The organism is Promicromonospora sp. NPDC060204 (genome assembly GCF_042728455.1).
In the GTDB taxonomy this organism is placed as follows: domain Bacteria; phylum Actinomycetota; class Actinomycetes; order Actinomycetales; family Cellulomonadaceae; genus Promicromonospora.
Map to the genome: position 1 here is coordinate 1 of NZ_JBHWZO010000035.1, position 13216 is coordinate 13216.

The 13216-nt window shown below is 68.2% G+C and carries 7 protein-coding genes; 2 read left to right on the forward strand and 5 right to left on the reverse strand.

What is annotated here, in order from left to right:
* The 4 genes from ACFWEJ_RS07030 to ACFWEJ_RS07045 form a co-directional block, all read right to left on the reverse strand.
* The coding region (locus ACFWEJ_RS07030) for a hypothetical protein (RefSeq protein WP_377228479.1) at window positions 1-563 on the reverse strand (563 nt) is incomplete at its 3' end.
* Between the two features lie 204 nt (window positions 564-767).
* Entirely contained in the window at window positions 768-2018 is a 1251-nt protein-coding gene (locus tag ACFWEJ_RS07035; RefSeq protein WP_377228480.1) for a lanthionine synthetase C family protein, read from the reverse strand.
* Window positions 2015-4882 carry a lantibiotic dehydratase gene (locus tag ACFWEJ_RS07040; protein WP_377228502.1) on the reverse strand — a complete coding sequence of 956 codons (2868 nt, stop codon included), beginning with the start codon at window positions 4880-4882 and terminating at the stop codon, window positions 2015-2017. The genes ACFWEJ_RS07035 and ACFWEJ_RS07040 overlap by 4 nt, the downstream gene beginning before the upstream one ends.
* Window positions 4883-4892: 10 nt before the next feature.
* Window positions 4893-5093 (reverse strand): hypothetical protein, encoded by a 201-nt coding sequence (locus ACFWEJ_RS07045; RefSeq protein WP_377228481.1) that lies wholly within the window; start codon window positions 5091-5093, stop codon window positions 4893-4895.
* A 174-nt stretch (window positions 5094-5267) separates the two neighbouring features.
* Between ACFWEJ_RS07045 and ACFWEJ_RS07050 the strand changes: the two genes are divergently transcribed.
* Window positions 5268-5954 (forward strand): HAD family hydrolase, encoded by a 687-nt coding sequence (locus ACFWEJ_RS07050; RefSeq protein ID WP_377228482.1) that lies wholly within the window; start codon window positions 5268-5270, stop codon window positions 5952-5954.
* Here ACFWEJ_RS07050 and ACFWEJ_RS07055 read toward each other — a convergent pair.
* Entirely contained in the window at window positions 5951-7243 is a 1293-nt protein-coding gene (locus tag ACFWEJ_RS07055; protein WP_377228483.1) for a helix-turn-helix domain-containing protein, read from the reverse strand. The two genes, ACFWEJ_RS07050 and ACFWEJ_RS07055, sit on opposite strands and share 4 nt — an antisense overlap.
* Before the next feature lie 477 nt (window positions 7244-7720).
* Here ACFWEJ_RS07055 and mobF point away from each other — a divergent pair, with 477 nt between their 5' ends.
* Complete coding sequence (mobF, locus tag ACFWEJ_RS07060) at window positions 7721-13048, forward strand: MobF family relaxase (RefSeq protein WP_377228484.1); 5328 nt, start codon at window positions 7721-7723, stop codon at window positions 13046-13048.
* Window positions 13049-13216: the final 168 nt, after the last annotated feature.

Below are 13216 nucleotides of genomic sequence, written 5' to 3' on the forward strand. Positions count from 1 at the left end.
GCCTGAGCGACGTCCGGATCTAGGAAAGCTTGGCTCGGCCGAATATCCTCCAGTGCAAGCTGTGTAGCCAGGATCACATTCCGCATGAGGGCCGCCCGGTGCGGGTGAAAGAATGAAGGATTCGCTTGAGCAATCGCGAGCGCTGTCTGCTTTACGCTTTCTTCGTTCCATGAATCCATCTTTGAGGATCCGCTCGGTTGGAAATGTCGGTACATCGCAAGGGACGCTCGGCCGCCGATGAGAAGCGTCTCGAACGAGAGCGTGTGGGCAATGTAGGTGGCGCGTCGACGCTTTCGATCGGGTAGATCCACGATTATCCACTGAAATATCAGTGCGCCGATCAAGCCGTACATGATATTGCGAGTAAACTCAGAGATCGCGTGGGCTCCCGGGGTAAACTCTGGGCGGTATTGAGCAAATTCAATAATGAGGGCGATCAGTGCCAATGCCGTTGCCGCCAGTATGGGATGTGCCAACGCGTGATGGAGAAGTTCAAATGGGACTGTCTTGCGCTGTGAGCGGAAGGTCGATGGCTGCATTTCGGCACTTGCAGGAGCAGTCATGAGCGCTGAGCCTAGAGCATGCCGCCGTCGAACCATGAGAGCACGACTGCGACATAGCGGGTGAACCAGCCAGGCACGAGACTTGACGTGCCTAACGCGACCTTCGAATGCATCTGCGAGCATCGGGTTGCGTCTGACCGGGGCCGCTTGAGCCGCAGTATGAAGCCGAACGGCCAGCCGCTCGTGCCTGTGGCAACCTGGGAGTCACACGATCAGAAGCAGCGCATCCCACGGTGTGGTGGTCGGCTGTACTGGATGCTCGGCGAGCTCGCTGAGCGCTAGTGCGACTCCCGTGGCGCCGGTCAGGAACCCCGGATTGTCATGGCCGGCACCGTGCTCCATGTGGGTCACGAGAAAGGGACGGCCGGGATCCAGAGACCGCATGACTCCAGATGCAGCGCGTTCGGTGACGTCTCGGTCTATCCCGTGGGCACAGCTCAGTACTCCGGCATGTCCGTGGCACAGCGTCGGCCCTACGGCGTCCCACACTGAGTTCTCGGCGCCGAGCCGCCGCAGGTCAGTGCGCGCAGCCTCGTCCAGGGCGTGGTCGTCTAGCGCACTCGCTGCGAGCAAGAGGCTCCGGGCGACCCCGGGGACGCCGTAGCACCAGGCGGTGCGACGTCCGTGCCTCGTTGGCTTTTTGTCCTCAGATAGCTGCTGGCCTGTTGCGTGGTCGGGCCAGCCGTGGTCGTCGACCCGCCAACGGTCGAGCCAGCGGACGGCGTCGCGGATCGCGGCCTCCTGTCCGGCCACAGTGTGCCCAGTGGAGTGTGCCAGCGCGAGCACTGCGAGAGGCCCGGCGACGCCGTGGGCAAGTCCCGTGTCTGCGGCTCCTGTCGGGTCGAGGCGCGCAGCGACGACCTGCGGATGCTGGTCGGTCGGGACCCACCAGCCGGGCAGGGCTCCTCCGTGATCGGTCAGCATTCTGGTCAGCGCTGTCAGCGCGGCAACCAGACCTGGCTCGGCGGAGCTTCGACCGTCGATCAGCGCCGCGAGCAAGATCCGGCCGATGCCAGCCAGTCCGGAGATTGTGTCGTAGACATGCCAGGCTGTCCCGGGGCGACCCGTGAGTGTTGCCTGCGTGTAGAGGTTCGCGGACTCGACGGCGCGGGCTGAGAGCCAGCGGACCGACCGAGCTGTCGCGGTGGCTGTGACCTCGGGGTCGGGCAAGTAAGGGGAGCCGAGGACCAGCGAGGCCGCTAGGCCTCCCATCGCACCGTAGATTCCCGGCCCCTGCTGTGGAGCACTGACCGCGTGCTCGGCTGCAGCGTTCCAGTGGGCGCTCGCCGCCGCGGCGAAGACCGGGTCAACGGCGGACAAGCGTGCGTGCAGGAGCGCAGTCCCCGGCAACCCGTCTGCGAGCGTCGCGATCCCGTACGACGGGGCGGTCGCAACCACGCGATCCGGGTCCAGCAGTCGTTCAGCGATGGCTAACGCTGCGTCTCCTGGCTTCATCCCCACACCCGAGGCAGGAGTTCGGCCGCCAGTGCACGAGCAGTGTGTTCCTGGTCCCGGTCGAGGCCAAGTCGGTTCGCGTGCATGTGGATCATCGACGAAGCGCAGTCGGAGCGACGAGTCGCCGGCACCACATCGTGGTATTCGGTGATCGCTTCGTTGCGTCGCTTCCATTGCTCAAGCGCAGTCGAGGTGAGCAATACATCTGGATCCGACGGCGCGGCCGCGCGGAACTCGTTAACGAGTCGTCGACGGGTGCGGTCCAGCCGAGGGCGTCCGACGGCGCCCGCGGGCTCGTCGGCAAGTCCCCGTGCGAATTCCACAGCCGAAAGTGCGGCGAGCAGGTACCGAGCCTCGTCGTCGGGTGCGTGTTCAAGGAGGCTCAGCGTGAGATTGCTGTCGGCGTCGAAGAGTCGTTCAGCGGCGTCGATAGCCGTAAGTCCGCCGTACCGGTCGATCTCCGGTTCATAGGACTCGACGACCAGACCCCCGATCAGGCCATGGGCCATCCAGGAGGCGCACTGCTCCGACACGGTCTGGAGCACGACGGTGTTCAGCACCGAGGGCTCGCCTGCGAACCTGACGCGGAGGTGCGGCCCGTGGGCGGGACTGTCGTAGCGGAGCCAGAACCACCGCTCTACCTGGCTGCGCAGCGTCGAGGCCAGGCCACCGAGCTGTGCGAGCAGATCGTCGTGATGGATCCTCGGCGACGGGATGGTCAGGGTGAGCCACCGCCCACCAGGCAGGTGGACGACGGGCGATGTCGCGATCCGCGGGCGCTCCAGAACGCGACGGTGTCCAGGTCCTTGGAGCGGGATGACCAGTTCGAGGACGTGCCGTCCATCAGGGCCGTCGGCGACAGCCTGGACAGCGTCAGGTCCGCCAGCTGGAGCGGTCACGGAGTCGGCTCCACGGCGGACATAGCGACGGAACAGCTCCCGGTCCCGGAGCTCATCGAGGTCGAGCGGGATGCGCTGATCGGCGTCCTGGACCACTACGTGTCGCGGAACCATGGGCACGGTCGTCGTGCGCCAACGAGCGATCTCGGACTCCCAGGAGTTCCCATCGGAGACAGCGGCGGTGAGGACGTGGGGGAGTCGCCACCGCGCAGGCGAGAGGACCGTGTTGCGCCACCGGACTTGGGGCAGGAACGGGGCGTCCATGAGTGGACCCCAGGTCCAGGTGTGCCACGGGTGGTGACTGGCGTTGGCGAGGTCCTGCAGCACACGGACGGCGGCCGGGACGTAGGCGGGCCCGATCCGTGAGAACAGGACAGGATCGATCTCTCGGTCCAGGCTCCGAGACCACAACGTCAGGCGATGTCCGTCAGAGGCAAGGTCAAGGTCGGACAACATCAGGTCGTCGGGGCCCGGGACCACGCCCACGCAGATCCGTCGTGACGTGAATCCGGACGGCAGGGCCACCGTGGTCAGGGCCGCCAAGCGTGGCCGCACCACGACCTCGACGCGCAGCGGCGCATCGGGACGGGCCGTGGGGCCCGGGAGGTCTAGGAGCGAGGAGAACCTTCCGATCGTCGACCCGGCATCCTGGGTGCTGCCCAAGTAGGCCGCCAGCAGGTACCGACCCCGGGAGAGCTCCTCGGCCGACTCCGACAGGACCTGGGCATAGAGCTCGCCGCTTGAAGGCGGGACGCGTTCGCCGGATACACGCAGCGCGCCGATGGTCGTGTCATCGAGCATGACCTCGGTGCTGCGCCGGGCCGCAGCGTCGGCGAGGAGTCCGGCCAGGACTCTTCCGCGCGTAGCGTCCTCGTTCTGGTCTGGGCGCTCGTCGTCGGGGTTGCCGAGGCCTGTCACCGGGTCGACGACCGTTAGCAACGGGATTCGGCGGCGGAAGCCGTACCGGTCGACGAACCGGGAGTGGTAGACGTCCAGGGTTTTCGGCGAGGGCGTGATGCTCCACAGCAGACTGGCCGCGTCGGCAGCCTCGGTCAGGAGCGGGCGGGGGACCTGGACGTCGGCGTCGACCGCGACGTCGACCGTAATCGGGTTCTCGTGGTCTGCGATCTGATCGCAGATTTGGCGGGCGTCTGCCAATGCAGCGAGCCGTTCTTGTGTGCCCGGCGGGTACTTGTCGGCCTCGGCGAGTAGATCGCGCAACTCGGTCAACGGCCCGACCAGCTCGTGCGAGGCCGGGGTCTTGGCCAAGAGGTGCCCGAGTGGGTCGCGAGCCAGGTCATCCGGCAGCAGGTCGGTCACCAGGACGCCGGTCCGGACGAGCTTCTGTACCGCGGTCCTGACAGTGTTGTCTGAGACGTTTGGCCAGCGGGCCATGATGGTGGCGCTGACCTGTGCGAGGCGAACAGGCACAGCGCAGGTCCCTAGGATGAGCCCCACCGCTGGCGTCGCCCGGAGTGTGACCCGCTCGGGCTTCTTGGCACCCACCGCCCATTCGTGTTCGTACCGGTCGCCGCGACGGGCGACGAGGTCGTTCGACACCAGCTGCACCGCATGAAGCACGTCAGGAAGGTCAAGAAGCTGGTTGGCGACGTCGCTCAACCAGGCGGCTGACGGTGCACTTCGGGCCCGATGGTTCTTCCCGATGGTGAACCGGGCACGGCCCTCGGTCGCTTGGGCAACCTGGACGCCGGCGAACGCGCCCCGCGGTGTGGCACGTGTGCGAGCACGACGCTCGTAAGCATGCACTGTGGTCGCGAGCCGCTCGTCGGCGTCCAGGTCGTCGTCGGTGATCGTGGCGAGGGAGCGCGAACCGAAGCGCACCGCCTCCAGGAACGAACCGGACAGCACCTGTGATGGGTGACGGTCGGGGTCGCTCGGAAGCAGGGGTGTGCGTGCCAGGACCGGGAATCCCGTATGCGGGGTGAACGTCCGCTCGTGCTTCATCGCCACGGCACTACTTCTTGCAGTTGCAGTTGGTGCAGCTACACGTCGCGGAGCAGCCCACGCTGGGGCAGCTTGCCGAGCACCCGTCGTTGGTGTTGTTGGTACAGGCCATGGGCACCTGCATGGCCCTGATGTCCAGGTCGAACAGGTCGGCCGTCAGCTGGTCCAGATCGCTCTCGGTGCGCTCAAGGACTGCGGTCGGTTCAGTCATGGGAAGGCCTTTCGATGAGGGGATCATCTGTCACCTCTCATCGAAGCCGCGGCTCAGAAGGCAGGACAGAGCAGCAGGGCGGCACTCTTGTCGCACCGGCGTAGCACGCAGTGCTGCGGCTCGTTGTTGCCGAACTTGAACGGTCGTGCGACGGGGGCTGGCTACGCTGCTCTGGTGATTCGCGCTGTGTGGTTCGACGTCGGCGAGGTCCTGGTCAACGAGACCCGCGAGTACGGGACATGGGCTGACTGGCTTGGCGTCCCTCGACAGACGTTCTCTGCGGTGTTCGGCGCGGTCATCGCGCAAGGTCTCGACTACCGGGACACGTTCCAGGTATTCCGGCCGGGGTTCGATCTCGCCGAGGAACGTGAGAAGCGCGCCGCCGCCGGGCAGCCGGAATGGTTCGGCGAGGATGACCTCTACCCCGACGTGCGCCAGTGCTTGGTACGTCTGCGCGACCAGGGTCTGCAGGTTGGCATCGCAGGGAACCAGACTGTGCGTGCCGAGGGCATCTTGCGTGGCTTGGACCTGCCGTGCGATCTGCTCGCGACCTCGGACTCTTGGGGTGCGTCGAAGCCGGATGTTGCGTTCTTCGAACGGCTTGTGGTCGAGGCGGCTTTGCAGCCGGACGAGATTCTCTACGTGGGGGACCGGTTGGACAACGACATCCGGCCGGCCCAGAAGCTCGGGATGCAGACAGCCGTCCTTCGCCGAGGACCCTGGGGCCACATACTGCGTGGCGACACAGCTGCGCGGCATCTCGGCGAGGACTGTGAGGCGTTGTGCCTTTTCCAGCTCGACGCTCTCGCAGGACTGCCCGACCTTGTCACAGGCCATAACGCCCGCCAGGCCCGAACCTAGACCGCTTGAAGGATGCGGGCGCGTTCGATCAGACGGGCACCGTGCGGAGTCCCGCTGAACCGGGAAGTCACGTCGTCGAGCCGGCCGACCGCCGCGCTGTAGGGCGCCGTCTCCAGAAGTGACATTGCCTCGTCGGCGTAGGCCGCACCCTGGTCGGCGTCCAGGCTCTGGTGCGCCGCGGCGAGGTCGAGCAGGACCACCGAGCGCTGCTTGACTGCCTTCTCGTCCAGCTCGTCGAGAGCCCTGTCGAGCCAACCGACGGCGGTAACCGAGTCTCCTGCGAGCAGCGCGGCGTTGCCCGCGAAACCGGCCAGCCGGCTGGCGTCATAGAAGTCGAACCACTCAGGTACGTCCGCGGGCCTGGCGAGGGCCTGCTCGGCGCGATCGGTCAGGCTCCGCGCCTCCGCCCCGTCTCCGGTCCGGGCATGCAACTCGGCTGAGACACAGCCGACCCATGAACTGATCAGACCGTTGGGCCGGCGACGCAAATGAACCGCGGCGAGGTCCAGATGACAGCGTGCTGTTGTGAGGTCGCCCGCGAACCCGGGAACGAAGGCATGATGGCCCGCGATCACGGCAGCGAGCCATGGGTCATGAGCCTCCATGGACGCCGACTCGGCCATGGCGAAGCATCGCTCGGCAATACGTGGCTGGCCAATATCGAATAGCGCGACACGGGCAGCGAGCAGTGCGGTACGCGCGACTGCGGCAGCCAGCGTTGCTGACAGCTCGCTGCCGTGCCGTGATGCCCTCAGCAATCCGGTACCCACACGGAGATGGCCCAGCGCGACGTCGAGCATCGCAGGAGAGTCGAGCGTCCAGTACAGGTCTCGCTGGACTGCAGCGATGGTGACGTAGGACTTCACCGAACGGGGATCGAGTACCGAAGTGGGCGACGCAGCCGCCTCGACAGCCCCGAGCGCGGAAGCCGCGCCGGTCGCGAGTGCCAGCTGCAAGAACTGCTTGCGATCCAGTCCGTCGGACTCGCCCATCAGGATCCTCCACAGCGTCTCATCGTCCAGACCTGGTGCGCAGGGCGGCTCCGTTGTTGTTGGAGCGGCGCGAGCCACTCGGTGCGTCGCGTCGGGCGTGAAGATCAGATCCAGCTCAATGAGCGACAGCCCAAGGGCTTCAGCCAGCCGCGGCCGAACCCAGGGGAGAGGGATGACCTCACCCGACTCCCACCGCGCGACGGTGGTGCGTGCGACGTTCAGGTGCGCGGCCAATGCCTCCTGGCTCAACCCTTGCACCCTGCGGCGTTGGGCGATCTCCTCACGCCTGTTGCTCATCGCGCCTCCCCATGGGCTCGACGACGGTTCTCGCAGGTCGTATGTCGCGGCCCACAGCGTCGCAGGTGCCAGCCTGCCGCAACACCACGGCAATAGGCATCTCACCAGTTCGGATGCGTCAGAGGTGCTACAGGACTGCCGAGCTTCCGACATCGCAGGGCCGTTCCGGGGACGCTGACCCGCTGCTCGATACGTCAGAAGCCAGGGGGGACTCCCACTTGGCCTCCCCCTCGATGCCCGGCAACGCGGACACGGGCGACTGGCAACGACCGCGACACACGTGCACGCGACTAGGCGCACGCGATGGACGCGATGCACGCGGCTGCGTGACGCGGGCTGGCGTGCGGCAGGACGGCGGGTCCCGCGGACCGTCACGACGAAGGCCACACACCTCTTGCACAAGCCGTGAGCGGGGGCCGCCGAAGGCGACCTGGAACAGCCCGACGAGCGCCTTGGGAAGGGGGTGGGGGACACGTGATGACGGTCCACGCGCTGAGCGCCGGCAGCGGGTACACGTACCTGACCCAGCAGGTTGCGTCGGGGGACGTGCCTCGGGGTCGTGGGATGTCGTTGACGGATTACTACATGCAGCACGGCAACCCGCCCGGCCACTGGGTCGGCACCGGGCTGGAGCAGCTCGGGGTGTCGGGGCAGGTGTTGGAGAAGCAGATGAAGTCCCTGTTCGGGCAGGGTCGCCACCCTGACGCCGAGCGCCTGGAGGTCGAAGCCCTGGCGCGTGGCATGTCGAAGCAGGACGCTGCTCGGGTGGGTGCGCTGGGGCGGGCGTTCCCGGAGTTCAAGGCCCGCCCCGACGACGGCCACACGGCCGCGTTGGAGGCGGCGTTCGCGCGGTTCGCCCGCGAGAACGATCGTCCGCCGGAGGCGGGTGTCGAGCGGGACCTGATCCGGTGGAACGTCGCCCGTGCCCTGGCGCAGCAGGAGCGCACCGAGCAGGGCGGGTCGGGCGAGGTCTCGGACAAGGATGTGGCGACCTGGCTGGCGAAGCGCGGCCAGCAGCCCCGGAAGGCCGTGGCCGGGTACGACCTGGTGTTCACGCCGTCCAAGAGTATTTCGGTCCTGTGGGGTCTGGGTGATCCGGTTACCCGGGAGGCGATCACGAGGGCGCACACCCAGGCCTGGCAGGACACCTTGGCGTGGATTGAGTCCGAGGCAGCGCTGACCCGTGGTGGGGCGGGCGGTGTCCGGCAGATCGATACCCATGGCTTGACCGCGGTGGCGTTCGACCATCTCGACTCCCGGGCCGGTGACCCCAATCTGCACACCCACGTTGCGGTCTCGACGAAGGTGCTGGGGGTGGACGGCGTCTGGCGTGCGCTGGACGGGCGGGTTCTGTACTCGCTGGGCGCTGCTGCCTCGGAGCGGTACAACACGCGGGTCGAGCAGCTCGTGATCGAGATGCTCGGGGTCGCGTTCCACACGGAGACCCGGGGCCGGGGCAAGCAGGGTGTGCGCGAGATCGTCGGGATCCCCAAGCAACTGCGGGATGCGTTCTCCCGGCGGCGGGCGGTGATCCAGGAGTCCTATGAGTCGCTCCGGGCTGCTTACCGGGCGAAGTACGGGCACGAGCCGGACACGAAGACCGCGTTCGGGTTGACGCAGCAAGCCAACCTGGACACGCGTCAGGGCAAGGGCGCTCCGGTCGGCCTACGCCACCGGTTGCCGCAGTGGGCACAGATGGCTGCCGAGGCTTTGGGCGGACCGGACGCCGTGGCGCACATGATCACTCGTGCGCTCAACCCCCGCCCGGACACCGGGCGGGTCGTGGTCGACAAACTCAAGGACCTCTGGCCCGCCGTCGCACAGGACCTGTCCGGTCGAGGGATCGCCCGGTGGGCGGCCCAGGACGTCGCCGAGGCGGTCGAGCGGCTGGCCGATACGTGGCCGCGCGCGCAGGTCTTCCGACCACTGCGGTCGCGCACATCGGCTGGAAGACGTGCCGTCCTGGCGGGAGTCGCGCAGCACGTGCTCGCTCAGGGCGACCTGGTCGATGCGTGTCTGACGAACGTGGCAGGCAAGCGGGCGACCTGGACGACCTACCACCTGCAGGCCGAAGCCACCCGGCTCGCCCGGGAGCACGCCCCGAGGGGCACCGACCTGCTGGCCTTGGCCGCGACGATCGCCGGGCATGCGGACGCCGGCAGCCTGATCATCACGCCGCCGGATCTGAATGAACCGCCGGACGTGATGCGCCGCAAGGACGGCGAGAGCGTCTACTTCGTGCACGGCTCCACCCGGTACACCTCCCTCGCGGTCCTGGAAGCCGAAGACCAACTCCTGTCCGCCGCCCGCACCCCGGGTGGTCTGATCATCGAGCCCGACGCGGTGGAGAGCGCGATCGAGCAGGTCCGGGTCGAGCGGGGGCGGGTCCTGAACCAGGGGCAGCGGGACCTGGTGGCCCACTTCGCGACCAGCACGGTGCTGTCGGCGGGGATCGGCCCGGCGGGAACAGGGAAGACCACCGCCATGCGCGCCTTCGCGACCGCGGTCCAGGAATCGGGCGGCAAGCTCATCGCCCTGGCCCCGTCGGCCGCCGCCGCGGAAGTCCTGGGAGCCGACCTCGGTGACGGGATCACGGCCGAGACTCTGGACGTGTTCCTCCTGGTCAGCCGCGGCGCGGGCGGGGCACGTCTGTGCGAACGCCTGAGCGTCGAGCCGGGCACGGTCGTGCTGGTCGACGAGGCCAGCCTTGCCGGGACTTTGGATCTCGCTGACGTCCTGGCCATCACCCAGGCCGCTGGTGGGAGTGTCCGGCTGCTGGGGGACCCGGCCCAGCTCGGTGCCGTCGCCGCCGGCGGCGCGTTGCGGTTGATCGCGCAGCAGGCCGGTGCGGTCGAGCTGACCCAGATCCACCGCTTCCACACCGCCGGCGAAGCCACCGCCTCCCTCCAGCTGCGCGACGGCGACCACCGGGGCCTGGACTTCTACATCATTGAGCGTCGCACCCAGGGTGGCAGTGCGGCGGCGATGGCGGAGGAGATGTTCGCGAACTGGCAGACCGACTCCGACCACAGTCGCAAGACGATCATGATCGCCGCGACCAACACCCTGGTCACGGACCTGTCCGCCCGCGCCCGGCTGCACCGCGTGACCCGCGGGGAGGTCGAGGGTGATGGCATCACCTTGCATGACGAGAACCGGGCCGGGATCGGTGACGTCATCGTGACCCGGCTTAACAACCGCCACCTGCGCGCCCGGCACGACGACGGGCACATCGAGTGGGGCAAGGACTGGGTCCGCAACGGCGACCTGTGGCGCGTGACAGCCCGCGACGAGAACGGTGCCGTGCAGGCCAGGCACCTGGAGACCGGGGCCAGTGTGGTGCTCCCGGCCGATTACGTCGCTCAGCATGTCGAGCTCGGGTACGCCGCGACGATCCACCGGGTGCAGGGCATGACCGTCGACACCTCCCACGCGATGGTTGGCGTGGGCATGACGCGCAACGAGCTCTACACCGCTATCACCCGCGGTGCGGACTCCAACCGGGTCTATGTCGAGACCGACGACGTCCTCGATCTGGACCCGCACCGCCAGCCGGACCTTGAGCGGGCGGTGCTGAACGCGCTGAAGGGTGTCCTGGACCGCGACGGCGAGGAGCAGTCCGCGTCGAGGGTGATCGAGGACGAGTGGGACTACGCGCACTCCCTGGCCTGCCTCGTCCCGGAGTACGAGGACGCGTACCTGGCCTTCCTCGAACCGGACCGCACCGGTCGCCTGGCAAAGGCCGTGCGGGCGGTGCTTCCCGGGCGGGTGGCGGACCGGGTCTTGGGTGACGAGGTGTGGCCGGTGCTGGCCAAGCGCCTGTCCATGCACGAGGCCGCAGGCACCGACCCTGCCACCGTGGTCCGCCGCGCGGCCGGGACTGGGTTCGGGAACGCCAGGTCGATCGCGAAGGTCCTGCACCACCGCATCGGCCTCCCTCGAGTCCACGACCACGATGAGCGGGGACTGCCGGCCTGGATCACCACCGCGCCCGACACCACCGACAAGATGCTCTGGGCTGACGTCCCGGTCGCCGGCGCGGACGGGACTGGCGACCCGTTCGCGACCACGCCGTCGACCGAGGCACCGCGGCCGGAGTTGAGCACCGATAGCGCTGCGACGGCTGGCTCAGGCGTCCCGCTGGGCACGGATGGCAAGGCGTCCAGGGTTGGTGCTCAGGAGCCCGCGGTCGAGGCCGGGGAGCGGGACCTGGTCGTCGAGATCACCGCGCAAGGCTGGGCCTGGTGGGCCCGGCAGAAGGCCACCCAGTCCTGGGCGACGCGGTACATGACCAGCCGTGGCTTGGCCGGTGCGGAGTGGGGCGCCGCTCCCGCGTCGTGGACCGGCCTGACCGACCACCTGCAGTCCCTCGGGTACACGCCCGACCAGCTAGTCACCGCTGGGGTCGCGACCCGGACCAAGAACGGGCGGGTCATCGACAAGTTCCGCAACCGGATCGTGTTCCCCTACCGCGACCAGACCGGGCAGGTCGTCGGCGTCACCGCACGCATCAACCCCGCCGAGACGGACACCGGTGATGGGCGTGCGCCGAAGTATTTGAACTCCCCCGAGACCGCGGCATACCGCAAGGGCGAGCTCGTCTACGGCCTCGACCCCGACGCCATCACCCGCCTGGCGGCCGGGGCCCGTCCGGTCCTGGTCGAGGGACCGACCGACCACGCGGCCCTCCACCTGGCCGCAGCCCACCTGGTGGAGCAGACCGGGGTCGAGATAGTGCCAGTCGCCGCGGGCGGTACCGGCATCACCGAACGGCACCTGCAAGCCCTGCGCGACGCGACCGGTAGGGACCTGTCCGACCTGATCGTGGCCCTGGACCCCGACACCGCCGGTCGAACCGCCGCCGCCCGGGTCTGGGGCATGCTCACCCCCGACGAAGCCGCCCACGCTCAGGCGCTCGACCTGGTGACCGACCCCGCCCAGACCGCGACCGACAACCCCGAGGCTCTCGCTGGCGCACTGGCCGAGACCATTCCGCTGACGTGGTTCGCCATGGAACCCAACGTGCAGACCATCGCGAGCCTGGACCACTTCGAACGGCAGATCCCGGCGCTGCGTGCCCTGGTCGATCATCTCTACGAGCGGGTCGAGCTGGACCAGTGGTGGCCCCTGATCGAACACGTCGCCCAGAACGTCGGGCACACGCCTGGTGCCGAGACACACCAGCAGCTCGACGTCGGCTCAGTGCGCAAGGTCATGACCGACCACCTCGCCGACCTGATCAGCGACCCTGCCCGGACCGAAGCGGGCGCCGGTGTCGACGGCACAGCCGAGGCCAGTGTGGGCGTGGTAGCGGGGTGTGAGCGACCGTCGAACGATCCGCTCGTGCAGGCGTGGCTTGTCCGGCATGCTGACCTGATCGCCGCCCGCCTGGACGCCCTGGTTGAGGGCGCGGTGACGAACCCGCAGCTGTGGATGGAGACCATCACTCCACCGCCCCCGCACAGTCATGAGCGTGGGCCGTGGCAGGTGGCGATGCGGCAGGTGGTGGCCTACCGCGACCGCTATCAGGTCACCGATCCCGTCGACCCGCTCGGGCCGCGGGCGCCAGCAGGAGAGCGGGGCGAGGCCTACGCTGCCGCTGCCCGAGCCCTCGAAGGCATCACGACGGACCAGGAACCGGCCCGGCAAAGGCGGCGCCCGGGGCCGCGGCCGATGGAACGAGTTTCGGTGGTCCTGGCCGACGCGCGAGCCCGCGCCGCCCAGATGCGGTACGACGCGGACGAGCGACTACGACGGGATGCCGCAGACCGAGCATCACAGCAGAGCAGCGGCTGGGGCTGGTAGGAATTTCCACAGCACGACAACGCCACGATGAAGCCCTCGACAGCCCGGGGCGTCTCACGCATCCTGTCTCTCCCCTGGAGGCGCCCTTTCGTCGTATTTGCCTGAAGCGGCGTTTCGGACTGTGGCTGCTCCGCCTGCGACAGGTTCGAGCTGCGGAACCAGATCGCC

Bases quoted from the DNA above. Each gene is read 5' to 3' on its own strand.
- ACFWEJ_RS07035 (WP_377228480.1), bottom strand. From the start codon at position 2,018: ATGAAGCCAGGAGACGCAGCGTTAGCCATCGCTGAACGACTGCTGGAC.
- ACFWEJ_RS07040 (WP_377228502.1), bottom strand. From the start codon at position 4,882: ATGAAGCACGAGCGGACGTTCACCCCGCATACGGGATTCCCGGTCCTG.
- ACFWEJ_RS07045 (WP_377228481.1), bottom strand. From the start codon at position 5,093: ATGACTGAACCGACCGCAGTCCTTGAGCGCACCGAGAGCGATCTGGAC.
- ACFWEJ_RS07055 (WP_377228483.1), bottom strand. From the start codon at position 7,243: ATGAGCAACAGGCGTGAGGAGATCGCCCAACGCCGCAGGGTGCAAGGG.
- mobF (WP_377228484.1), top strand. From the start codon at position 7,721: ATGACGGTCCACGCGCTGAGCGCCGGCAGCGGGTACACGTACCTGACC.